Source organism: Duganella sp. OV510, assembly GCF_900100205.1.
In the GTDB taxonomy this organism is placed as follows: domain Bacteria; phylum Pseudomonadota; class Gammaproteobacteria; order Burkholderiales; family Burkholderiaceae_D; genus Rugamonas.
This window is the reverse complement of sequence record NZ_FNEQ01000006.1, coordinates 99,870-121,554: the sequence shown is the minus strand read 5'-3', so window position 1 is coordinate 121,554 and position 21,685 is coordinate 99,870. Positions and strand designations below refer to the sequence as shown.

21 protein-coding genes are annotated in these 21,685 nt (G+C 61.4%); 11 read left to right on the top strand and 10 right to left on the bottom strand.

Going from position 1 to position 21,685, the window contains the following annotated elements:
* Positions 1–31: 31 nt before the first annotated feature.
* The 3 genes from BLS51_RS17065 (at position 32) to BLS51_RS17055 (ending at position 2,334) form a co-directional block, all read left to right on the top strand.
* A complete protein-coding gene (locus tag BLS51_RS17065) occupies positions 32–874 on the top strand; it encodes an alpha/beta fold hydrolase (RefSeq protein WP_090185031.1) in 843 nt (280 codons plus the stop codon).
* A gap of 117 nt (positions 875–991) precedes the next feature.
* On the top strand, positions 992–1,732 hold the full coding sequence (locus tag BLS51_RS17060; protein ID WP_090185025.1) for a sensor histidine kinase: 741 nt from the start codon (positions 992–994) through the stop codon (positions 1,730–1,732).
* On the top strand, positions 1,711–2,334 hold the full coding sequence (locus BLS51_RS17055; RefSeq protein ID WP_090185022.1) for a response regulator: 624 nt from the start codon (positions 1,711–1,713) through the stop codon (positions 2,332–2,334). Before BLS51_RS17060 ends, BLS51_RS17055 begins: the two co-directional genes overlap by 22 nt.
* Here the strand turns inward: BLS51_RS17055 and BLS51_RS17050 are convergent, their stop codons facing one another.
* Complete coding sequence (locus BLS51_RS17050) at positions 2,335–3,024, bottom strand: hydrolase (RefSeq protein WP_090185020.1); 690 nt, start codon at positions 3,022–3,024, stop codon at positions 2,335–2,337.
* Between the two features lie 116 nt (positions 3,025–3,140).
* Between BLS51_RS17050 and BLS51_RS17045 the strand changes: the two genes are divergently transcribed.
* Positions 3,141–3,512, top strand: coding sequence for a hypothetical protein (locus BLS51_RS17045; RefSeq protein ID WP_090185017.1), 372 nt, complete (start codon positions 3,141–3,143; stop codon positions 3,510–3,512).
* Here the strand turns inward: BLS51_RS17045 and BLS51_RS17040 are convergent.
* The gene (locus BLS51_RS17040; RefSeq protein ID WP_090185014.1) at positions 3,505–6,531 is read right to left on the bottom strand and encodes a sensor histidine kinase; all 3,027 of its coding nucleotides are present in this window, start codon (positions 6,529–6,531) and stop codon (positions 3,505–3,507) included. The genes BLS51_RS17045 and BLS51_RS17040 overlap by 8 nt on opposite strands.
* A 126-nt stretch (positions 6,532–6,657) precedes the next feature.
* Here BLS51_RS17040 and BLS51_RS17035 point away from each other — a divergent pair, with 126 nt between their 5' ends.
* Both BLS51_RS17035 and BLS51_RS17030 read left to right on the top strand, forming a co-directional pair.
* Positions 6,658–7,020, top strand: a complete 363-nt coding sequence (locus BLS51_RS17035; RefSeq protein ID WP_090185011.1) for a hypothetical protein — start codon at positions 6,658–6,660, stop codon at positions 7,018–7,020.
* Positions 7,021–7,346: 326 nt separating this feature from the next.
* The gene (locus BLS51_RS17030; RefSeq protein ID WP_090185008.1) at positions 7,347–8,240 is read left to right on the top strand and encodes a PAS domain-containing protein; all 894 of its coding nucleotides are present in this window, start codon (positions 7,347–7,349) and stop codon (positions 8,238–8,240) included.
* 645 nt (positions 8,241–8,885) lie between these two features.
* On the opposite strand, the gene BLS51_RS17020 is transcribed toward BLS51_RS17030, so the two are convergent.
* The 7 genes from BLS51_RS17020 to ssuE form a co-directional block, all read right to left on the bottom strand.
* Positions 8,886–10,646: an amidohydrolase gene (locus tag BLS51_RS17020; protein ID WP_090185005.1), complete on the bottom strand. Its 1,761-nt coding sequence runs from the start codon at positions 10,644–10,646 to the stop codon at positions 8,886–8,888.
* An 89-nt stretch (positions 10,647–10,735) separates the two neighbouring features.
* Positions 10,736–11,302, bottom strand: a complete 567-nt coding sequence (locus BLS51_RS17015; protein WP_090185002.1) for a YceI family protein — start codon at positions 11,300–11,302, stop codon at positions 10,736–10,738.
* Positions 11,303–11,537: 235 nt separating this feature from the next.
* Positions 11,538–12,350 (bottom strand): ATP-binding cassette domain-containing protein, encoded by an 813-nt coding sequence (locus BLS51_RS17010; RefSeq protein ID WP_090184999.1) that lies wholly within the window; start codon positions 12,348–12,350, stop codon positions 11,538–11,540.
* Between the two features lie 9 nt (positions 12,351–12,359).
* Entirely contained in the window at positions 12,360–13,130 is a 771-nt protein-coding gene (gene ssuC, locus BLS51_RS17005) for an aliphatic sulfonate ABC transporter permease SsuC (protein ID WP_175472605.1), read from the bottom strand.
* A 1-nt stretch (position 13,131) separates the two neighbouring features.
* A complete protein-coding gene (gene ssuD / locus BLS51_RS17000; RefSeq protein ID WP_217636461.1) occupies positions 13,132–14,277 on the bottom strand; it encodes an FMNH2-dependent alkanesulfonate monooxygenase in 1,146 nt (381 codons plus the stop codon).
* Between the two features lie 15 nt (positions 14,278–14,292).
* Entirely contained in the window at positions 14,293–15,276 is a 984-nt protein-coding gene (locus BLS51_RS16995; protein ID WP_090184990.1) for a sulfonate ABC transporter substrate-binding protein, read from the bottom strand.
* A gap of 10 nt (positions 15,277–15,286) precedes the next feature.
* Complete coding sequence (ssuE, locus tag BLS51_RS16990; protein WP_090184989.1) at positions 15,287–15,874, bottom strand: NADPH-dependent FMN reductase; 588 nt, start codon at positions 15,872–15,874, stop codon at positions 15,287–15,289.
* A 197-nt stretch (positions 15,875–16,071) separates the two neighbouring features.
* Between ssuE and BLS51_RS16985 the strand changes: the two genes are divergently transcribed.
* Genes BLS51_RS16985 through BLS51_RS16965 form a run of 5 tightly spaced genes read left to right on the top strand, consistent with a single transcriptional unit; the run spans position 16,072 to position 20,923 of the window.
* Positions 16,072–17,268, top strand: coding sequence for an acyl-CoA dehydrogenase family protein (locus tag BLS51_RS16985; RefSeq protein WP_090184986.1), 1,197 nt, complete (start codon positions 16,072–16,074; stop codon positions 17,266–17,268).
* The gene (locus tag BLS51_RS16980) at positions 17,268–18,065 is read left to right on the top strand and encodes a methionine ABC transporter ATP-binding protein (RefSeq protein ID WP_090184983.1); all 798 of its coding nucleotides are present in this window, start codon (positions 17,268–17,270) and stop codon (positions 18,063–18,065) included. Before BLS51_RS16985 ends, BLS51_RS16980 begins: the two co-directional genes overlap by 1 nt.
* Positions 18,058–18,750 (top strand): methionine ABC transporter permease, encoded by a 693-nt coding sequence (locus tag BLS51_RS16975; protein ID WP_090184980.1) that lies wholly within the window; start codon positions 18,058–18,060, stop codon positions 18,748–18,750. Before BLS51_RS16980 ends, BLS51_RS16975 begins: the two co-directional genes overlap by 8 nt.
* A gap of 14 nt (positions 18,751–18,764) precedes the next feature.
* Positions 18,765–19,586 (top strand): MetQ/NlpA family ABC transporter substrate-binding protein, encoded by an 822-nt coding sequence (locus tag BLS51_RS16970; protein ID WP_090184978.1) that lies wholly within the window; start codon positions 18,765–18,767, stop codon positions 19,584–19,586.
* On the top strand, positions 19,586–20,923 hold the full coding sequence (locus BLS51_RS16965) for an LLM class flavin-dependent oxidoreductase (RefSeq protein WP_090184974.1): 1,338 nt from the start codon (positions 19,586–19,588) through the stop codon (positions 20,921–20,923). Before BLS51_RS16970 ends, BLS51_RS16965 begins: the two co-directional genes overlap by 1 nt.
* Here BLS51_RS16965 and BLS51_RS16960 read toward each other — a convergent pair.
* Positions 20,920–21,516, bottom strand: coding sequence for a helix-turn-helix domain-containing protein (locus BLS51_RS16960; RefSeq protein WP_217636458.1), 597 nt, complete (start codon positions 21,514–21,516; stop codon positions 20,920–20,922). The two genes, BLS51_RS16965 and BLS51_RS16960, sit on opposite strands and share 4 nt — an antisense overlap.
* Positions 21,517–21,685 lie beyond the last annotated feature (169 nt).

The window sequence follows — 21,685 nt, the reverse complement described above, 5'->3', positions numbered from 1 at the left end:
GCAAATCCCTTCACTCATGCAGGAGCACCTCATGTCGAACAGCAAACTGACGGTCGATAGCGTCATCGTGGAAGATGGCACCCGGATACACTTCAAGGATTGGGGCACCGGCCCGGCAGTCGTCTTCAGCCACGGTTGGCCATTGCAAGGCGACGCTTGGGAAGACCAGATGCTGTTCCTGGCCAGTCAGGGCTATCGCGTGATCGCGCACGACCGTCGTGGCCACGGCCTGTCGAGCCAGCCATGGAACGGCAACGACATGGACACCTACGCCGACGATCTGGCCACGCTGCTGAACGCGCTGGACATCAAGGAAGCCACGCTGGTCGGCCATTCCACCGGTGGCGGCGAAGTGGCGCGCTATATCGGCCGTCATGGCAGCACGCGCGTCAAGAAAGCCGTGCTGGTGGGCGCCGTGCCACCGCAGATGGTCAAATCGCCGACCAATCCGGATGGCCTGCCGATGTCGGTATTCGACGGCATTCGCGAAGGCGTGCTGAAGGACCGCTCGCAGTTCTTCAAAGACCTGACCATTCCGTTCTACGGCTACAACCGTCCGGGCGCCAAGGAATCGGAAGGCGTGCGCAATACCTTCTGGCTACAAGGCATGCAGTGCGGCATCAAAAATGCCTATGACTGCATCAAGCAGTTCTCGGAAACCGACTTCACCGACGACCTGAAAAAGATCGATGTGCCAGTGCTGATCGTCCACGGCGATGATGACCAGATCGTGCCGATCGGCGCCTCGGCCCACGCGGCCGCCAAGCTGGTGAAGAACGCCACGCTGAAAGTCTACCCAGGCGCACCGCACGGCCTGCCGACCACGCACAAGGACCAGTTGAACGCCGATCTGCTGGCCTTCCTCAAGTCTTAACCCAGAGTAACGGGCGACTAACCCGATAGGGTAAGTCGCTTCTTGCAAATCTGCCGTATTTCCCCCGGCTGGCCTATCCTGCATGATGTGTACTGTCCCCATCCAAGGAATTGCAGTATGGCCAGCATCAAGCCCTCCCCCGACCTGCGGCCGGCGCGCATCAACGCGCTGGGCGAATTTGCTGCGTCCATCGCCCATGAAGTCAAGCAGCCGCTGGCGGCTGTCACGCTGAACGCCGAGGCTTGCATGCGATGGCTGAACCATGATCCGCCGCGCATCGAGCAGGCACGCGCCGCGCTGGGTGTGGTGTTGCAGGCGAGCGTGGCGGCATCCGCCATGGTGCGCAGCCTGCACGGCATGGCAAGCCAGGCCGAGCAGGAGCGCGGCGCGTTTATCGTCGACGACATGCTGCGCGATGTGCTGCAACTGCTGCGCGGCGAACTGCGCCAGCAAGGCGTGACACTGACCGAAGACTTCGCACTCGACCTTTACCAACTGGACGCCGACCGCGTACAGCTGATGCAAGTGGTCATGAATCTGGTGCTGAACGCCATCGAGGCGATGAAGGATGTACAGGGCCAACCACGCGCACTCAGCCTGCGGACGCGGCTGGACGACGGCGCATTACGCATCAGCATCGAAGACAACGGCCCCGGCATCCCCGCCGCGCTGGCTGAGCGCATCTTCGAGCCGCTGTTCTCGACCAAGCCGGGCGGCACCGGCATGGGCCTGGCAATTTGCCGCTGCATCATCCAGGCGCACGGCGGCCGCATCTGGAACGAAGCCGCCCAGCCGCAAGGCACAGTTTTTCACCTCAGTTTCAAGGAGTACACCTTATGGACCCCATCTCGATCCTGATCGCGGACGATCATCCCCTGATACTGGCGGGCCTGAGCTCGCTGCTGGGCGCGATGCCGGAATTCCGGCTGGTGGCGCAGGCCACCGACGGCGTACAGGCGGTCGCGCTGTACCGGCAGCATCGCCCGGACGTGGTCATCATGGACCTCAGCATGCCGCGCCTGAACGGCGTCGAAGCGATCGAACAGATCCGCGCCGAGGACGCCAGCGCCAGCATCGTCATCCTCACCACATATCAAGGTGACGAAGACGTGTACCGTGGCCTGCAGGCCGGCGCCAAAGCCTATCTGCTGAAGGACGGCGCTTCGGAACAATTGCTCGACTGCCTGCGCACCGTCGCCGCCGGTGAGCAATACCTGCCGGCAGCAGTAGCCAGCAAGCTGGCCGAGCGCAAGGCTGGCAGCCAGCTGTCGCGCCGTGAGCTGGACATCCTCGCCCACCTTGCCACCGGCAAGAGCAACAAGATGATCGCGCGCAGCGCCGACATCGAAGTCGGCACTGTGAAGTTCCACGTCAATAACATCCTGGCCAAGCTCAACGTGGCCAGCCGTACCGAAGCCGCCACAGTGGCGGCTCGGCGCGGCTTGCTCAGCGTCTTCTGATTACTTGTTGGCAGCCACTGGCGCCAGCGTTTCATGCTGGGTGGTGGTGCGCTGCGGCGCCTTGTGCACCATGGTGTAAGCGTAGTCCACGCCCATGCCGTAGGCGCCCGAGTGTTCGCGCACGATGGCCATGACGGCATCATAGGTTTCGCGGTGGGCCCAGTCGCGCTGCCATTCCAGCAGCACTTGCTGCCAGGTCACTGGCACCACGCCGGCTTGCACCATGCGCGCCATGGCTTGGTCATGTGCTTCTTTCGAGGTCCCGCCGGAAGCGTCGGCCACCATGTAGATTTCGTAGTCGCCTTCCAGCATCGCGCACAGAGCGAAGGTGGTGTTGCAGACTTCGGTCCACAGGCCGGCCACGATGACTTTTTTCTTGCCGTTGGCTTTCAGTGCGTCACGGACTTTCTGGTCGTCCCACGAATTCATCGAGGTGCGTTCCAGGATTTCCTTGCCTGGGAAAACGTCCAGCAGTTCCGGGTAGGTGTGGCCCGAGAACGATTCGGTTTCCACGGTGGTGATGGTGGTCGGGATGTTGAACACCTTGGCGGCTTTGGCCAGGCCAACGGTGTTATTCTTCAACACCTGGCGGTCGATCGACTGCACGCCAAACGCCATTTGCGGCTGGTGATCGATGAAGATCAGCTGGCTGTTGTGCGGTGTCAGGACTTCTAATTTCGGATTGCTCATGATGGGTTTCCATATGGTGTAAAAGGAAACCCCATCTTAGGGGGCGACGGCAGTAAAAACTACTCATCTAAATGTAGGCTTCAGGCTAACCCTGTCTCTGCTAACATAGCCTTACCATGAATACACAACTCACCGAACTGACCCGCGCCCTGCGCGACCTGCACAAACAACTGATCAACCTGGAAACCCAGTATTTCGGCGCCGTCGGCAGCCCGCTGGAGCATTTGCAGCTGATCACCAATCACCCACATTTTGCGTGGCTGCAAAAGCTGTCCGGCCTGATGACGCAGATCGACGAGCGCCTGGACGATCCGGAACCGGTCACGCCCGAGGAAGCCAAGGCCTTCCGCCAGTCGCTGGAAATGCTGATCGGCCCATGCGAGGAAGGCGACCAGGAGTTCCGTGCCAAGTACAACGCGCTGCTGCACGACGGCCCGGAACTGGTGATGGCGCACGGCGCCGTGCGCCGGCTGCTGGCCGCTATCTGAAGCTGAACCAGCGCGGCAACCAGCGTTTCCAGCGCGCCTGGCCGGCGTAGGCGCGCGCGCCGGGCACCGTCAACCGCACGCGGGTGCCGCCGCCGTCGACATTCTCCAGCGCCACCTGCCCGCCAACGCGTGCGGCACGTTCAAACATCCCGGTCAATCCCCAACGGCCATTGCTGCCGTTGCGGATCAGCTCATCGGCGATGCCCTTGCCGTCATCCTGGACCTGCAGACTGAATTCGCCAGGCGCGTAATTCAACTCCACTTGTATCGAGGCGGCATCCGCATGGCGGAAGGCGTTCAGCAGTGCCTCGCGGCCAATGCTGTAGCTCTCGCACGCGGTTTGCTCGTCCAGCTGGCGCGACCGGCCCAGCGTGCGCAGGCTGAACACGGCGCGATGGCTTTCCTGTAGTACCTCGCCCACCAGCGTCAGTCCGTGCGCCAGGTCGCCGTCGTCCATGGCGCCGGAGCGCAGTTCCTGCACTTCGTTGCGGCCCTCTTCCATTACCTTGTCCGCCATCAGCAGCACCCGCTCGATCTTGCGGTGCGAGGCGGAATCGGCCGGCAGCGCGCCCAGCGCCGACTGGAAGCTCAGCGTCAGCCCATGCACACTCTGCAGGAAGCTGTCGTGCAGCGCGCGGGCGATGCGCTCGCGCTCGGCCATGCGGGTGGCGATGCGCAACGTGGCCTGGCGCGCCCACAACCGGTACAGCAGATACAGCAACGCTGCCGCCGCCAGCACGCACAAGCCGTAGAACAGTGGCGTCTGCGTGAAGGTCGGCAGGATGCGTATCGAAATCGCCGTCTCCTCATCATTCCACTGGCCAAACTGGTCGACCGCCGCCACGCGGAAACGGTAGTCGCCCGGCCCCAGGTTGGTGTACGAAGCCGCGCGGCGCGTGCCCGGGTCCTGCCAGTCGCGGTCCACGCCCTCCAGCTGATAACGGAAATGCAGTCCTTCCGGCATGGTATAGCTCAACGCCGTGTATTCGACGCGGAAAGTGCTGGTGCCCGGCGGCAGCAAGACCAGCTGGCCAAAGTCCAGGTAGCGCTTGCCTTGCGACACCAGCGTCTCGATCCTGACCTCGGGCGGCTGCGGCGCCGGATACGCGCGCGCGCCATCCAGCCGCGCAATGCCACTGACGCCCGCAAACCACAGCTGCCCGTACCTGTCAGCAATCGCGCTGGGCTGGCGATTGGCAGTGGCGGCAAAACCGGGATAGCCATCCAGCACGCCGTACAAAGTGTATTCCAGTGTGGCTTGCGGATTCGCCAGCGCGGCTTTCCATTTGTCGGCGCGCACATGCACCACGCCCTTGCTGCCGTTAAACCAGCGGTCGCCATTGGCGCCAATCACCATGCCTGAGACGCGCGACAGCGCTTCGCCATCCAGCACGGCCAGGCGGCGGAAATGCCCCCCCTGCAATACAGCCAGACCGGCATTGCCGGCGACCAGCACTTCGGGGCCGCTATGCACAAAAGTGATCGCGCCAACGTCGCTGCCCGGCTGAGGCGCATAGCGGGTGATGTTGCCGTTGTCGTAGTGCAGCACCAAGCCATCGTTATAGCCGAACCACATCTCGCCCGGCCCGCCCGGTGCGGCGAAGGCGATGCCGTTCGGCAGGCCCAGTTCGGATTGGTGGGTCCACTGGGCGTCCTGCCAGCGGTAGCTGCCACGGCGCGACAGCGACAGCCACAGCGCGCGGCCATCATCAACGATGCGCGTGGCTTGCACGCCGTCAGCATCGTTGACGCCATGCGGATAGGCAATCGTTTCCACCTGCTCGCCGCGATGGCGCTCGATCTGCATGGCGCCCGCTTTCAGCAGCGCGCCGTCCTGGCTGTTGGCCAACACGCCAAAAGGCGTTGCGGCGCCGCGTTCCAGCAGTTCGGCGCTGCCGTCGGTATTCAGCCGCCACAATTCATTGGTGGGCTTGGCCCACGCCAGCGCGCGGCCGGCGTCATCCAGCGCGAAGGTAAAGAAGCGCTCGCCGCCATTCATCCGTACCTTGGTCAGGCGGTTGTTGCGGAAGCGCTCGACGCCGGCTTGCGTGCCTATCCAGATGCTGCCGTCGCGGTCTTCAAATAGCACGTTGGCGGTCAGGTTGCTGACTTGCCAGGGCTGGTCCAGCTTGCTGTTCGGCTGCGCCGCTGGCGAGTAGACTGAGTTGGCCTGCTGACCGACGCCATCGGTGCGGCAAACGCCAGGGCAGCCGAGCGTCCAGTAATTGCCGTCGCGGTCAAACAGGCCGCTTTCCTGGCCCTCGCCTTGCGCCATCCATGCCGGGCGCGGCAGTTGTGGACCTGGATGCTGCGACGGCACGGTAATCAGCTTGCCCTGCGTGTCCAGCCACAGGCGGCCGTCCGGCGAGGTCATCAGGTTGACAGTGGTGTAGCCGTGCAGCACCGAGCGGAAGCGCTTGCTGCCGCGTTCCAGCACCACCAGGTGCTCGCCGGCGGCCAGCCAGAGCTGCATGTATTGGTCAAGCATGATGTTGGAGACGCGGCCGGGCGGCAGCCCCATCTCCGGCCCGACATTGCGCCAGGCGCCCTGCTCCAGCTTCAGCAGACCGGTGGTGGTAGCCGCCCATACAGCTCCCTGCTCATCCATGATGGAATTAAACACCGGCCCCAACAGGTCATTACCGATGCGGGAAGGATAATCAGTGATGTGCCCCTTGCTCAGCAGGCTGACGCCGCCAAAGATGTAGCCGATCAGCAGGTCGCCATTGCGCAGCGCCTTCAGCGCGGTAATGGGCCGCTTGGGAGCGATCTCGCCGGACAGCGCTTCAAAGCGGCGGAAGCGCACGCCGTCGAAGCGGTACAGGCCGTTGCTGCTGCCTATCCACAGCCAGCCGTCAGTGGTTTGCGCCATGGCGGATACCTCGCCGGGCGCGCCATCCTTGCCGGTCCAGATATCGTGGTGATAATCGCTGAGGCCTACCTTGGCATCCAGCGCTTGGGCAGCCGGCACACCAAATAACAGAGTCCACAGGCATAAAAGAAGAGGAATTTTTGCCATGCGCTCATCATAGACGAAAAGCTGAAATGTAAAAACCTATCAATCAGATAGATATAATAAAATTTACCAATCGATGTGCGGGCGGTAATCTGATCACAAGTTCCACAGCATTGAAAGAGCACGATCATGAACCTCCAGAACCGCCTGAATTCCCTGCCGCTGCCAGCCAGCGCTATTGCCCTGCTGACTGCACTCGTGCTGGGCACGCTCGATTACCAGGCCGCCGGGTGGGCCTTGTTTGCCGCCGGCGTGCTGGCGTGGGTCAAGCTAGACTCGAAGCAATTGTTAAAATCGGACCGTTACGGACTGCCGCCAGCGCTCGCGCTGCTGGCCTATGCGGCCCTGGCTGGCTCCAACGCCAACATCGCCGTGACCTTCGCGCTGGCCGTGCATGCACTGGTGGTATTCTTGATCCTGCTGAGCCGCCATCTCTCCGAAGACAGAACGCAGGTGTTTTCTCAGCAAAAAGGGATAAGCCAGCGTATTTAAAGTAGTTTTTTCAGATATCCACATCAACTGTGGATAAGGGTGTGAATAACCGCCTCTTGACAGGCCAGAAACCCAATAACGGCGGGCTCTACAACAAAATGCCTAATCCACAGGCAGAAATTTTCTCAAATAAAATCAAACACTTATAAAACTGAAATCGCCGCCGCCGGGCGGCTTTTCGCGCTCTTGAAAATAAATTTTCTGTGCATAAGTGGGAAGCGACACACCGTTGTTGCACAGCACAGGGAATCCTTTGACAAAAGTGCTGGCGAGGAATAGTGTCACTCTGGAGTTCGGCCAGTTCGACTTACCATGGGATAGCCTGCATGAATCAGAACGACGACGATACCGATTGGATGATAGAGGACGAAGCGCAGCCAGCCGGCGAAGCACGCCCGGATGGCGCCAGCGCCGCCTCTGCGCCACCGCCGTGGCGTGTGTTGATTGTCGATGATGATGTGGACGTTCACGTTGTCACCAAATTCTCGCTCAGTAACGCCTGCTTCCAGGGACGCCGCCTGAGCTTCCTGCATGCGTATAGCGGCGAGGAAGCGCTCAACGTGCTGCGCAACACGCCGGATATCGCGTTGGTGCTGCTGGACGTCATCATGGAAACCAGCGACGCCGGCCTGCACGTCGCACGCCAGATCCGCGACACGCTGCATAACAACCTGGTCCGCATCGTCTTGCGTACCGGCCAGCCGGGACAGGCGCTGGAACACAGCATCATCCTCGACTACGACATCAACGATTTCTGGTGCAAGACCGACCTGACCACGCGCAAGCTGTTCACCACGGTCATTTCCTCGCTGCGCGCCTATGCCGGGCTGGAAGAGGCGTATCAGCATACGGTCGCGCTGCAGTCCGAGCTGGACGCTGCACGCAAGCTGCTGGCGGCGGTCGACCAGCACGCCGTGATTGCCACGCTGGATGCGCACGGCCGCTTTGCCGCAGTGAACGATAAATTCTGCACCGTATTCCAGTTCAGCCGGGAAGAACTGCTGGAAGCCGATCCGCGCCTGTTGCACGCCCCGCCCTATCCCGCCGACCAGCTGGTCGATGCGCTGAAAGCGCTAAATGAGGGTGAAGCCTGGACCGATGTCATCACCACCTGGCGGCGTGATGGACAGGAAGTACGCCTGCGGATCACCGCAACGCCCGACGATGGCGGCACCATCATTGTCGGCAGCGTCCTGCAGGCTTTGAAAAAACCACTTTAAGTTTCGCTTAAGTATCAGATCCATAAGCGTTTTTTAGGATATCCACAAATGCTGTGGATATCTATGTGGATATACCCCCATTGACAACGGATACGGCCTGTAACGGCGGGCTTTTCTATAAACTGCCCATCCAACGGGCAAAACAAAAGCCTTTAAAAATCAATGACTTAGATTATCACTCATTGTAACGAGAAAATTTTTCAAAATAATTCTTGTCATCATGATTTGTGCATAACTAAACGCTGGCCGCGCATATCAATGCGTGGATTTTCGGCGTTGATCCGGGTGCAATAGCACTCGTTCAATGACCTGTGGCCTCACGTTATGCGACTTCATGTATTCGATCGCGCAAACGGTGTTGAAACTGTTTTGCACCACAATCCCGCGCTCAACAATCGCGCTGCTGGCTTCATCTTGACGGGGCTTGAAGACGGACACCGGCGGGGTCGCTTCCAGACTTTGGACTAGCGTAACGTTCATCATGATCCTTGATAAAAAGTAAGAGGCTGCCGCCCCGATCGGTGATGCGCTCAAGGAGTATGGTCGACGCTCGCACAAAGTCAATGTCAGCTTCCTATCATTCGGCAATTAAATGATGGCGCTTCAGGTGGACCGGTGCAAAACGCAGCGGTCCGCCTGCCGGGATTACTTGTTCTGGTAGCCGCCGTAGTATTTCACTGGGCTCCAGTCGGGCAGCACGTCCAGCTTGGCTGGGGCGTATTGCTGGTATTCCGGCGCTGCGTAGACTACCTTGCCGTTGACGATGGTGAGGCTGGATTCGAGGTTCTTGATTTTCTCGACGTCCATCGTGAAGTAGTCTTCCGGCAGCAGCACGAGGTCGGCGTATTGGCCTTTGGCCAGCGTGCCTTTGAGCTTTTCTTCGCCGCTCATCCAGGCGCTGCCCTGCGTCATCAGCTTCAGTGCCTGGTAGCGGCTCAGAATATCTTTCTGCTGCCACACTTGCAGGCCGCCGGCGGTCTTGCCGCTGACCGCCCAGTAGATCGATGGCCACGGGCCATAGCTCGATACACGCGTGCCATCGGTGCCCAGGCCCACTGGAATCTTCATCTCCAGCATCTTCTTGATCGGCGGCATCTGGCGGGTTTGCGCGCCGTATTGTTTCCAGTACAGCTCGCCCTGGAAATACATGCGGTTCTGTACGGCGATGCCGCCGCCCAGCGCTTTCACGCGCGCCAGCTGCTTGTCGCTGATGGTTTCAGCGTGGTCGAAGAACCAGCGCAGACCATTCAGCGGCGTATCTTTATTGACTTTTTCGATCACAGCCAGGTCGCGGTCGATGCTCTCGTCATACGTGGCGTGGATGCGGAACGGCCAGCGATTCTTGATCAGCAAACGCAGCACCGGCTCCAGCTCGCCTTCCATATGCGCCGGCATGTCAGGACGCGGTTCGAGGAAGTTCTCGAAGTCGGCCGCGCTCCATACCAGATTCTCGCCACCGCCTTCGGTGTTGTAGCCATTGGCATAGAACAGATGGTTGTTCTTGTCCGGCTTGGTCAGCGTCAGCCAGCGCTGGTAGTCTTCCAGTTCCTTGCCCGGCTTTTGCGCGAACAGATAGTAAGAGGTGCGCACGGTCAGCTTGCCGTCCTTGGCCAGCTCCAGGCTGACGGCGTAATCGTCCGGATACGCCTGGCCGCCACCGCCGGCGTCAATCGCGCTGGTCAGGCCGAGCCGGTTCAGTTCCGTGTAATACTGCTGGGTCGAATTCAGTTGCTGCGCGCGCGACAGCACATTGGTTTTGGCCAGCGTGCCGTACAGGATGGCGGCATTCGGTTTGGCGATCAGCTTGCCGGTCGGCTTGCCATCCGCGCCCAGCTCGACTACGCCATCCTTGAATTTGGTGTTGGCGTCGTAGCCCAGCGTTTCGATGCCCTTCTTGTTGAGGAAGCCCAGGCCGTACAGATACAGCAGGAATACCGGCTTGTCCGGCACCGCTTCGTTGATTTCTTCCAGCGTCGGCAGGCGCTTCTCTTCAAACTGGAACTCGTTCCAGCCGCCGACCACTTTGACCCACTCGCCATCCGGCGTGCGCGCGGCCTGCTCCTTCAGCATCTGCAACGCTTTCTTCAGCGAGGTGACGCCATCCCAGCGCAGCTCGGCGTTGTAGTTCAGGCCTTCGCGGATGATGTGCAGGTGCGAGTCGTTCAGGCCGGGAATGACGGTCTTGCCGGCGGCATCGATGACTTGCGTGTTTGGGGATTTGAGCTTGAGGATCTGGACGTTGCTGCCCACCGCTTCAATTTTGCCATCCTTGATGGCCAGGGCTTGCGCGAAGGCGCCCTCTTTGGTCATGGTGGCGACCTTGCCATTGGTGATGATCAGGTCGGTTGCTTGCGCGGAGAACGCGCAGGCGATGGCCGCCGCGCATGCGAGCTGCTTCAATTTCATAACGACTCCTGGAAAATAAAATGCCGGCGCGGTGGGTGTGCCGCGCCGGCAGTGTGTCAGAGAATTGAGGCCAGCTCAGTTCTCTCGAATTAGTCTTTCAGTGCTTCGATGGCGAAGGTCAGGGTCACTTCATCGCCAACGTTCGGTGCATAGGCGCCGGCGTTGAATTCGGTGCGCTTGATGGTCGCGGTAGCATTGGCGCCGCAAGCCATTTTCTTGGCCATTGGGTGATCAGCGCATTTGAAGTGGGTGATGGTCAGGGTCACTGGCTTGGTGACGCCTTTGACGGTCAGGTTGCCTTCCACGGTCGCCGGCACGTCGCCTTTGAAGTTGACCTTGGTCGACTTGTAGTTGATGGTCGGGAACTTGGCGGTGTCCAGGAATTGTTCGCCCTGAATGTGCTGATCGAACAGTTTCGAGCCGGTGTCGACCGATTTCGCATCGATGGTCGCTTCTACCGAACCGGTCTTGGCGGCGCGGTCAATGGTGAACTTGGCCTTGGTGTTGTTGAAGCGGCTTTGCTGGGTCGAGAAGCCCAAGTGGCTGTAGCTGAAGCTGGAGAACGTGTGATGTTCGTCCGACGAGAAAGTTTCAGGGGCGGCGAAGGCGGACAGGGAAACACCAGCGGCGAGCAGCAAGGCAACGATTTTTTTCATTTAGAAACTCCTAATGTGGTGAACAAGATTGTTCGAGTGAGGACGATTATGCTCGCGACATCTAAAGTTGTAAAACGAAAAATTTACCGGTTTAGTATCGATAAAATCGATCATACCGCTGTGGCATTATCATAACGGAAGGTCAGGCGCAGGGGGATCTGCCGAAAGGCAGGTGTGACGTGCGCCAGTGTTGGCGCTGTCGTCCCGGCGAAGGCCGGGACTCATGCTGAGTGTATCAGGCCGCGATGGCCGAGGCCGAAGGTTCTTGATGCAGAATGCGGCTCAGCAGGCGCTGTTCCAACGCGGCGAAACCCGCATTGCCACGCGCGCGCGGACGCGGCAAGTCGACTTTCATGTCCAGCGTAATGCGGCCGTCTTCGATCAGCACGACGCGATCGGCCAATGCCAGCGCCTCCTGCACATCGTGCGTGACCAGCACGGCGGTGAAGCCACGCGACAGCCACAGGGATTCGATCAGCTGCTGCATCTCGATGCGGGTCAGCGCATCCAGCGCGCCCAGCGGCTCATCCAGCAGCAACAATTGCGGCTCATGCAGCAGCGCACGCGCCAGCGCCACCCGCTGTCGCTGGCCACCGGACAACTCGGCCGGCCAGTCATCCGCCCGCTCGGCCAGGCCAACCGTCGCCAGCGTCGCGGCAGCTGCATTCAGCGAACGTGGCAGGCCGATGGCGACATTCTCCAGCACCGTCTTCCACGGCAGCAGGCGCGCCTCCTGGAACATGATGCGGATGCTGGCGGCGATGCTGCCAGCGCCCACTTTGATGCTGCCCTGCTCCACCGTCTCCAGCCCGGCGACCGCGCGCAGCAGCGTGCTCTTGCCGCAACCGCTGCGGCCCACCACGGCGACAAACTCGCCCGGCTGCAATTCAAGGTCCACATCGTGCAGCACCTGGCGCGGACCGAACGACTTGCCCACACCTTGCAGGTTCAGGGACACGCCCTGCCGGCGCGGCGGCTGTGCCGACGTCCAGGTCGCGCTCTCGCGCGGCAGCGCCCCCGTATCGAATAAAGCGGTTGAAATATACATGCGTTCTCCTTATCGGTAGGCTGGATTCCAGCGCAGGAAGTGCTTTTCCATGCCGCGCGAAACCAGGTCGGCAGCCTTGCCCAGCAAGGCGTACAGCAGGATGCCGACCAGCACCACGTCGGTCTGCAGGAACTCGCGGGCATTCATCGTCATGTAGCCGATGCCTGCCTGCGCCGAAATCGTCTCGGCCACAATCAGCAGCACCCATACCAGGCCAAGCGAGAAGCGCACGCCGACCAGGATAGACGGCAGCGCCGCCGGCAGGATCACATCGCGATACAGCGGCCAGCCGGACAAGCCATAGCTGCGCGCCATTTCAATCAGTCCCTGGTCCGCCGAGCGGATGCCGTGAAAGGTATTCAGGTACACCGGGAAGAACACGCCCACCGCCAGCAGGAACAGCTTGGCCGTTTCGTCGATGCCGAACCACAGGATCACGAGCGGTATCAGCGCCAGCGCTGGAATATTGCGGATCATCTGTAGCGTGGTGTCGAGCAGCGTTTCGGCGCCACGGAAGCTGCCCGTCAACAGGCCAAGCGCCAGGCCCAGGCTGGCGCCGATGGCAAAGCCACTGGTTGCGCGCCACAAGCTGGTACGCAGGTGCGTCCACAGCTCGCCCGATTCGGCCAGCGCCCAGAAGGCCTTGGCCACCGCCCAAGGTTCGGGCAGGATGCGGCTGGACAGCCAGCCCAGTTGCGACGACAGCTGCCAGACTGCGATCAGCAGCACCGGCAGCACCCATGGAGTCCACGCGCTCTGGCGCGGTTTCGCTTTGCTCATCTTATGCTGCCTTCTTCTTTGGCACGATATCGCTGGCCATGATCTCGCCGAATGGGCCGGTCAGCGATTGCTCGCCGTGGTCCTTGCCCTTGCCCAGCAGCGGGAACACCAGCTCCGCGAAACGGTACGACTCTTCCAGGTGCGGATAACCCGAGAAGATAAAGGTCTCGATACCCAGGTCGGCGTATTCCTTGATACGCGCGGCCACGGTGTCGGGGTCCCCCACCAGCGCGGTTCCGGCGCCACCACGCACCAGTCCCACGCCGGCCCAGAGGTTGGGGGATACTTCGAGCTTGTCACGGCGGCCACCGTGCAAAGCTGCCATTCTTTGCTGTCCTACTGAATCCATTTTGGCGAACGCCGCCTGCGCCTTGGAAATGGTTTCGTCGTCCAGATGGCTGATCAGCTCATCGGCGGCGCGCCATGCCTCCTCATTGGTTTCGCGGACGATGACGTGCAGGCGGATGCCGAATTTGACGCTGCGGCCATGCCTGGCGGCGCGCGCGCGGATGTCATCCAGCTTCGCCTTGACCGCAGCCGGCGGCTCGCCCCAGGTCAGGTAGACGTCCATCTGTTCGGCCGCCAGTTCATGCGCCGGCTCCGACGAGCCGCCGAAGTATAGCGGCGGGTACGGTTTCTGCACCGGCGGGTACAGCGTCTTGGCGCCCTTGACGGTGATATGCTTGCCTTCGAAATCGTAGCCCTTGTCGCCGCCCTCGCCCGCCAGCGAGGCGCGCCACACGCGGATGAACTCATCCGAAATCTCATAGCGTTTGGCGTGGTCGGCAAACAGGCCGTCCGCTTCCAGTTCGCCCTGATCACCGCCGGTGACGACGTTAATCAGCAGACGGCCATTGGACAGGCGGTCGAAGGTCGAGGCCATGCGCACTGCCAGGCCGGGCGTGGTCAGGCCCGGACGGATCGCCACCAGGAACTTGAGCTTTTGCGTGACGTGGATCAGCGACGAGGCCACCACCCACGCATCTTCGCAGGAACGGCCGGTCGGCAGCAGCACGCCATCGTAGCCCAGCGTGTCTGCTGCCACCGCCACCTGTTTCAGGTAGTTGGCGTCGATCGGGCGCGCACCCTTCGAGGTGCCAAGGTAACGGCTGTCGCCGTGCGTCGGGATGAACCAGAAAACATTCAGAGACATCTTGATTCCTTATTGCGCCGCCAGCTGTTTGGCCGGCAGCTGTGCATCTTTGACCGCGATAGGTTTCGGGATCAGCTTCAGGTTGGCGAAAGTGTCGGCCAGCTTTTGCTGCTGCGCCAGCACCTCGGTGGTGATAGGCTTGACGCCATAGCTGTAGCGCGAGGCGGCCAGCGCCACCACGTCCACATCAAGGCCGGTCTGCGCGGCCAGGATCTGCGACACTTCCTTCGGATTCTTCGCGCCCCAGTCATCGACCTTGGCGATTTCCTCCAGCAGGATGCGGATAATTTCGCCGTTCTTCTCCGCGTATGGACGCGCGGCCAGGTAGAACTGGTGATTTGCCACCAGTCCTTTGCCATCGGCCAGCACGCGGGCGCTGATCTGCTTCTCGGCGGCAGCCAGGAACGGGTCCCAGATCACCCAGGCGTCCACGGCGCCACGCTCGAACGCGGCGCGTGCATCCGCCGGCGGCAGGTAGACCACATTGATATCCTTGTAGTCGACGCCGGCCTTTTCCAGTGCCTTCACCAGCAGGTAGTGCACGTTGGAGCCTTTGTTCAGCGCGACCTTCTTGCCCTTCAGGTCGGCGACGCTGCGCAGCTTCGAATCCTTCGGCACGACAATCGCTTCGCTGCCCGGCGATGGCGGCTCGTTGGCGACATAAACCAGGTTGGCGCCAGCCGCCTGCGCAAAGATCGGCGGCGCTTCGCCAACAGTGCCAAAGTCCACGCTGCCGACGTTCAGGCCTTCCAGCAGCTGCGGGCCGGCCGGGAACTCCGTCCATTTGACGGTGACGTTGCGCGAGGCGAGACGTTGCTCCAGCGTGCCGCGTCCTTTCAGCAGCGTCAGCGTGCCGTACTTCTGGTAGCCGATGCGCACTTCCTGCTTCGCCTGTGCCTGCGCCGGCGCCGAACTGCTGGCCGCCATCACGCCTGCCGCGAACAGCAGTCCCAGGGTATGGCGGCGTGCCGCGCGTTTCTGTTCGATGCTCATCGCGGCCTCCTTAGCGGGCCAGGCGCACTGGCTGCGCCTGCGTGACGAAGACATCGTCCGGCTGCTGACGCAGCGCGTTCAGCGCAGACGACAGCGCATCCACGCCGGCCTGGACACGCCAGGCAATCGCCGGGTCCACCGCCAGGCCGCTGACATCATTCCAGGTCAGTTGCTGAGAAGTGGCGTAGATGCTGGTGAACACCTGGCGCGCATCCAGCGCGTGCAGCACCGGGCGCAACGCGTAATCCAGCGCCAGCATGTGCGACTGGCTGCCGCCGGTGGCCAATGGCAGCACCAGCTTGTCCTTCAGGCCGTCCTGCGGCAGCAGGTCAAGGAAGGCTTTCAGCACGCCGGTGTACGAGGCCTTATAAATAGGGGTGGCGATCACGATGGCGTCCGCCTCGGCGACCGCGTCGATCGCACGCTTCAGGTTCAGGTCAGCGAAATCCGCATGCAGCAAGGCCTTGGCCGGCAGGTCGCGCACTTGCAACTTGCTGTAGCGGTGGCCCAGCGCGGCCAGCTTGTCGCCGACATGGTCCAGCAAGCGGCCGGTGCTCGATGGCGCCGACGGGCTGCCGCTGACGAGAAGAATGCTCATGGTGTAGGTCCCCAGATTTGATCGTGGCGTTCAGCATAAATCCGTCAGTTTGAATTCAAAACGAATAGTTTTACGCTTCGATATACAAAATCCTTTGCATGAGTTTTCCGCATAAGGAAAGCTGGATTTCTTCGTGTACTGCGCTTAGGGGCGTCTGCATACTAGCAAGACCGATACCTCTATCTAATGGACATACCATGTCTAGTGCATTACTCAAACCGTCGCATGATCGTGCGCACGACCCGCTGCAAGTCGCGGCCGAACTGGCGCAGCGGCTGGCCGCCACCGCGAACGCCCGCGACCAGGCCGGCGGCCACGCGGCGCAGGAACGCGAATGGATACGCGAATCCGGCCTGCTGACCCTGTCCATCCCCACCGCATACGGCGGCCAGGGCGCCGATTGGCCCACGGTGTATCAGGTGATCCGCATCCTGGCCCGCGCCGACAGCGCGCTGGCCCACATCTTTGGCTTCCACCATCTGCAACTGGCCGGCATACAGCTATATGGCAGCGCGCAGCAGCAGCGCCGCTTCCTGACGCAAACCGTGGAGCAGCATCTTTTCTGGGGCAATGCGCTCAATCCACTGGACAAGCGCACCATCGCCACCGATGCCGATTACGGCTTCCAACTGGACGGCGTAAAGAGTTTTTCCTCCGGCTCGGTGGGCTCGGACTGGCTGACCATCTCGGCCTGGCATGCGGACACGCAGTCGGCGTTGATCGGCGTGGTGCCGACGCGCCAGCACGGCGTGGCGGTGCAGGCGGACTGGGATGCCTTCGGCCAGAAGCAGACCGACAGCGGCAATGTGCATTTCAATCAGGTGTCGCTGCCGTCGACGCAGGTGTTGCAGGCGCCCGGCATCAAGCCGAACGCGCAGGCGACTTTACGCTCGCAGGTGGCGCAACTGATCATGACGAATCTGTACCTCGGCATCGGCGAAGGTGCGTTCGAGGCCGCACGTGCGTACATCGCGCAGGAAGCGCGGCCATGGTTCGCCTCCGGTGTCGACAAGGCCGGCGCCGATCCGCTGATCCAGCACCGCTTCGGCCAGCTGTGGCTTAAGCTGCGCCCTGCCTCGGTGCTGGCCGACCATGCGGCGGAACAGCTGGACCGCCTGTTCCGCCTTGGCGCCGCCGTCACCGCGCAGCAGCGTGGCGAACTGGCCGTGTCGGTGGCCGAGGCCAAGGTACTAGCGCACCAGGCCGGGATCGATGTCAGCAACGAGATCTTCGAGCTGACCGGCGCCCGCTCCACCTCCGCCAAATTTGGCTTCGACCGTTACTGGCGCAATGTCCGCGTGCATACCCTGCACGATCCGGTCGACTACAAAATCCGCGACCTCGGACGCTATGCGCTCGACGGCACGCTGCCTGAACCTACTGCTTATTCCTGATGACTACTCCGCTGATTCGCATCGAGCATGCGAGCAAATCCTTTGGCTCCTTCCACGCGGTGCGCGACGTATCGCTGGACGTGGACCACGGCGATATTTTTGGCCTGATCGGCAAAAGCGGCGCCGGCAAATCGACGCTGCTACGCCTGATCAACCTGCTGGAACGCCCGGACGCCGGCGCCATCACGGTCGACGGCCGCGAGCTGACATCGCTGTCCAAGCGCGACCTGCGCGATGCCCGCGCCAATATCGGCATGATCTTCCAGCAGTTCAATCTGCTGCAGAACGCCACCGTGTTTGACAATGTCGCCTTCCCCTTGCACATCCATGGCGGCCAGACCAAACAGCAGATCGCCGCGCGCGTGACAGATTGCCTGGACCTGGTGGGCCTGGCCGACAAGACTGAAAGCTACCCGGCGCAACTGTCGGGCGGCCAGAAACAGCGTGTAGCGATCGCCCGCGCACTGGCCAGCAAGCCGACGGTATTGCTGTGCGACGAGCCGACGTCCGCGCTGGACGCCGAAACCACGCGCTCGCTGCTGGCAACGCTGAAGGACATCAACCAGCGGCTCAACGTCACCATTGTCATCGTCAGCCATGAGCTGGATGTAATCGGCGAGATCTGCAACCACGTCGCCGTCATTGAAGATGGCGCCATCGCCGAACAATTCGCGCTCAACGACGCCGCCAGCCTCGCCGCGCCGCGCCAGACCGCGCTGGGCCGGGAACTCGCCGCCACCGCAGCGGCGAATGCGCTCGCGGCGATCAACCCGCTGCCGGAGGCCGCCAATGTCTGAATTCCTCTCCCAGCTGGGCGCATCCCTCAACAACATCAACGATATGGCGCCGGAAATCTGGGATGCTTTCGGCCAGACCCTGCTCATGCTCGGTATCGGCCTATCGTCCGCGCTGCTGATCGGCGGCCCGCTGGGCATCCTGCTGTTCCTGGTGGGCGATGGCCAGTCCCTGCGCAACCGTCCTACAGCGCTGATCGTGGGCTGGGTGGTCAACGTCATCCGCTCCTTCCCCTTCATCATCCTGCTGGTGGTCCTGGGGCCGTTCACACGCAGCATCGCCGGCACGTCGATCGGACCGCTGGCCGCAGCCGTGCCGTTATCGTTCGCGGCGATTCCCTACTTCGCACGGCTGGTCGAACAGAACCTGCGCGACGTGCCGAAAGGTGTCATCGAAGCGGCGCACGCCATGGGTGCGTCGGAATTTCAGATCATCGTCCGCGTGCTGCTGCTTGAAGCCCGCTCCGGCCTGGTGCTGGCGCTGACCGTGCTGGCCATCAGCTTCCTCTCCTACACCGCCGTCGCCGGCGTAGTGGGCGGTGGCGGCATCGGCGACCTCGCCATCCGCTACGGCTACTACCGCTACGAGACCGACATCATGGTCGCCACCGTCGCCATCCTGATCATCATGGTCCAGGCCATCCAGATCACCGGCAACCGCATCGCCAAACGCATCGATAAACGCTAACAACAAGGAAACAAATGAATACTCGCCGCACCCTGCTGGTGGCCGCAATGGCCGCAATGGCCGCTGCAGTCAGCTTTACCGCTTATGCAAAAGATCCCAAAGAGCTGGTCATCGGCACCAGCGCCGGCCCTTATGCCGACCAGCTCAAAATCGGCATCAAGCCTATCCTGGAAAAACAGGGTTACAAGGTTAAAATCATTGAGTTCAACGACTACATCCAGCCCAACTTTGCGCTGGCCGAGGGCTCGCTGGACGCCAACGTCTTCCAGCACATCATCTATCTGAACAAATTCTCGGCCGACCACAAGCTGGCCCTGTCGGAGCTGATCAAGATTCCGACCGCGCCGATTGCCCTCTACAGCAAAAAGCACAAGACCTTGAGCGACGTGAAGGAAGGCACCAGCATCGCGCTGCCAAACGACCCGACCAACCAGGCGCGCGCGCTGGTACTGATGGATCAACAGGGCTGGATCAAGCTGAAAGAGAAAACCGATCCACTCAAGGCATCGGAGCGGGACGTCGCTGTCAATATCAGGAAACTCAAGCTGCTGCCATTGGAAGCCGCGCAGCTGCCACGCTCCCTGCAAGATGCCGACTACGCCTTCATCAACGGTAACTATGCACAGGCGTCCGGCCTCAAGCTGAAGGATGCACTGGTTACCGAGAAAATCTCGCCAGCTTACGCCAACCTGGTGGCCGTGCGCACCGCAGACAAGGACAAGCAGTTCGCCAGGGACATCGCCGCCGCGTACCGCTCGCGTGAATTCCTCGCCATCACCAACAAGCACTTCACCGACTACGCCAAGACCGACTACCAGCTCGCCCTGGAAAAGTAATGCCGAAACTCATACGCTTCAACGCTTTTCAGATGAACACCGTGAGTCACCAGTCGCCCGGACTGTGGACTCACCCGCGCGCCGAAGCGCACCGCTACAAGGACGCTGATTACTGGACCGAACTGGCGCAGCTACTGGAGCGCGGCCTGTTTGACGCCATCTTCCTGGCCGACGTGCTGGGCGCCTACGACGTCTACCAGGGCAGCGCCGACGCGGCCTTGCGCCACGCGGTGCAGGCGCCGCTGAACGACCCGCTGGCACTGGTGCCGCTGATGGCGCAGGCCACCCGGCATCTCGGCTTCGGCGTCACTTGCGCGTTGACGTATGAGCATCCCTACACCTTTGCGCGCCGCATGTCGACACTGGACCATCTGACGCGCGGCCGCATCGGCTGGAACATCGTCACCGGCTACCTGGACAGCGCCGCGCGCAACCTCGGCCTGAACCAGCAGCTGAGCCACGACGAACGCTACGACCTGGCCGACGAATACATGGAAGTGGTCTACAAGCTGTGGGAGCAAAGCTGGGACGACGACGCCGTGGTCAACGACAAGCAACGCGGCGTGTACGCCGAACCGTCACGCATCCATCCGATCAGCCATGAAGGCAAATACTTCAAGGTGCCCGGCTTCCACTTGTGCGAACCATCACCACAGCGCACGCCGCTGCTCTATCAAGCCGGCACCTCGCCGCGCGGCACTGCGTTCGCCGCGCAACATGCGGAATGCACCTTCGTCAGCGGTCCAAGCATCAAGGTGGTCCGGAAATATGTTGACGATCTGCGCACCGCCGTACGCGCAGCCGGCCGCGATGGCGACGACCTCAAAATCTACGCCCAGGCGTTGATCATCACCGCGCCAACGGCGGCCGAAGCCCAGGCCCTGCACGAGGAATACAAGCGGCATATCGACATCGAAGCCGCATTGGCGCTGCTGTCCGGCTGGACCGGCGTCGACTTCAGTAAATTCGCGCTGGACGCCACCATCGAATATATCGACTCCGACGCCGGCCGCTCGGCGCTGGCCTCGTTCAGCGCCGCCGATCCGCATCGCAAGTGGACCGTGCGCGAAGCGGCGGAATTCATCGGCCTTGGCGGACGCGGGCCAGTGCTGGTCGGCGACCCACAACAGGTGGCCGACCAGCTGGAAATGTGGCAGGACGAAACCGGCATCGACGGCTTCAACCTCGCCTATGCGCTGTCGCACGAAAGCATGCGCGGCGTGGTCGACCTGATCGTCCCCGAGCTGCAGCGGCGCGGCCGCTACCGCCGTGAGTACAGCGGCGGCACCCTGCGCGAGCAGGTCCTCGGCCAAGGGCCGCGCCGGAAACCTGCCTAAACGTTGGCGTGCTGCGTCAGCAGGGTTTGCATCTGCTCCTCGTCGGCGCTGGACATCACGGTCAGCACCGTCGCCTCCTCGCAGCCTTCGGTGGTCAGGTAGGCGTGGCCCATGCTCGAATCAAAATAGATTGACTGCCCTTCCGTCAGCACCACCGGGTCATAGAACTCGGTGTTGATCACTACGCTGCCCTTGATCACATAGGTAAATTCCTCCCCCGAGTGATGCGAAAGGTCGCCAAACTGCTTGGCGGTCTTGGCGCGCACTTTCGCAATCACCGGAATCATGCGCTTGCGGCGTAATTCCGCGCACAGGTAGTAGTAATCGTAGTTGGGCGTCTCGATGCGCACCGCGTGTTGCAGATCGCCCAGGCTGCGGCGCGCAGTGATCGCGCTGGCGGTCTTGTCTTCCTCGCTTTCTTCCGCAAACAGTTCCGACATGCGCATGCCGAGTTTCTGCCCAAGTTGATACAACTTGTCGTATGAAAGCGTCAAACGGTCGTGCTCGACTTTGGATAGCGTGGAGACCGGAATCCCGCTTTTTTCACTCATTTCCTTCAGCGTCCAGCCCTTGCGGCTGCGCAAACTGCGCATTAAAGCGCCCAGCGTTGGGATCTCAGATGACATCTTTTTTAAATTCCATGCGTTGACAAATTCTCCATTTAGGATGATATTGTCCTGATTAGAGAATTTTATTTCGAATTGGCAAAGGCATTTTATACAGTGACGTAAGCAATAGCAAATCCACATCGAACGGGAGAGA

Coding starts and splice junctions, on each gene's coding strand:
- BLS51_RS17010 (WP_090184999.1), bottom strand. CDS start 12,350: ATGTATATTTCAACCGCTTTATTCGATACGGGGGCGCTGCCGCGCGAG.
- BLS51_RS16970 (WP_090184978.1), top strand. CDS start 18,765: ATGAATACTCGCCGCACCCTGCTGGTGGCCGCAATGGCCGCAATGGCC.
- BLS51_RS17015 (WP_090185002.1), bottom strand. CDS start 11,302: ATGAAAAAAATCGTTGCCTTGCTGCTCGCCGCTGGTGTTTCCCTGTCC.
- BLS51_RS17035 (WP_090185011.1), top strand. CDS start 6,658: ATGAACCTCCAGAACCGCCTGAATTCCCTGCCGCTGCCAGCCAGCGCT.
- BLS51_RS16995 (WP_090184990.1), bottom strand. CDS start 15,276: ATGAGCATCGAACAGAAACGCGCGGCACGCCGCCATACCCTGGGACTG.
- BLS51_RS16960 (WP_217636458.1), bottom strand. CDS start 21,516: ATGCGCAGTTTGCGCAGCCGCAAGGGCTGGACGCTGAAGGAAATGAGT.
- BLS51_RS16975 (WP_090184980.1), top strand. CDS start 18,058: ATGTCTGAATTCCTCTCCCAGCTGGGCGCATCCCTCAACAACATCAAC.
- BLS51_RS16985 (WP_090184986.1), top strand. CDS start 16,072: ATGTCTAGTGCATTACTCAAACCGTCGCATGATCGTGCGCACGACCCG.
- BLS51_RS17050 (WP_090185020.1), bottom strand. CDS start 3,024: ATGAGCAATCCGAAATTAGAAGTCCTGACACCGCACAACAGCCAGCTG.
- BLS51_RS17040 (WP_090185014.1), bottom strand. CDS start 6,531: ATGGCAAAAATTCCTCTTCTTTTATGCCTGTGGACTCTGTTATTTGGT.
- BLS51_RS17045 (WP_090185017.1), top strand. CDS start 3,141: ATGAATACACAACTCACCGAACTGACCCGCGCCCTGCGCGACCTGCAC.
- BLS51_RS17030 (WP_090185008.1), top strand. CDS start 7,347: ATGAATCAGAACGACGACGATACCGATTGGATGATAGAGGACGAAGCG.
- BLS51_RS16980 (WP_090184983.1), top strand. CDS start 17,268: ATGACTACTCCGCTGATTCGCATCGAGCATGCGAGCAAATCCTTTGGC.
- ssuE (WP_090184989.1), bottom strand. CDS start 15,874: ATGAGCATTCTTCTCGTCAGCGGCAGCCCGTCGGCGCCATCGAGCACC.
- BLS51_RS16965 (WP_090184974.1), top strand. CDS start 19,586: ATGCCGAAACTCATACGCTTCAACGCTTTTCAGATGAACACCGTGAGT.
- BLS51_RS17060 (WP_090185025.1), top strand. CDS start 992: ATGGCCAGCATCAAGCCCTCCCCCGACCTGCGGCCGGCGCGCATCAAC.
- BLS51_RS17055 (WP_090185022.1), top strand. CDS start 1,711: ATGGACCCCATCTCGATCCTGATCGCGGACGATCATCCCCTGATACTG.
- ssuC (WP_175472605.1), bottom strand. CDS start 13,130: ATGAGCAAAGCGAAACCGCGCCAGAGCGCGTGGACTCCATGGGTGCTG.
- BLS51_RS17020 (WP_090185005.1), bottom strand. CDS start 10,646: ATGAAATTGAAGCAGCTCGCATGCGCGGCGGCCATCGCCTGCGCGTTC.
- BLS51_RS17065 (WP_090185031.1), top strand. CDS start 32: ATGTCGAACAGCAAACTGACGGTCGATAGCGTCATCGTGGAAGATGGC.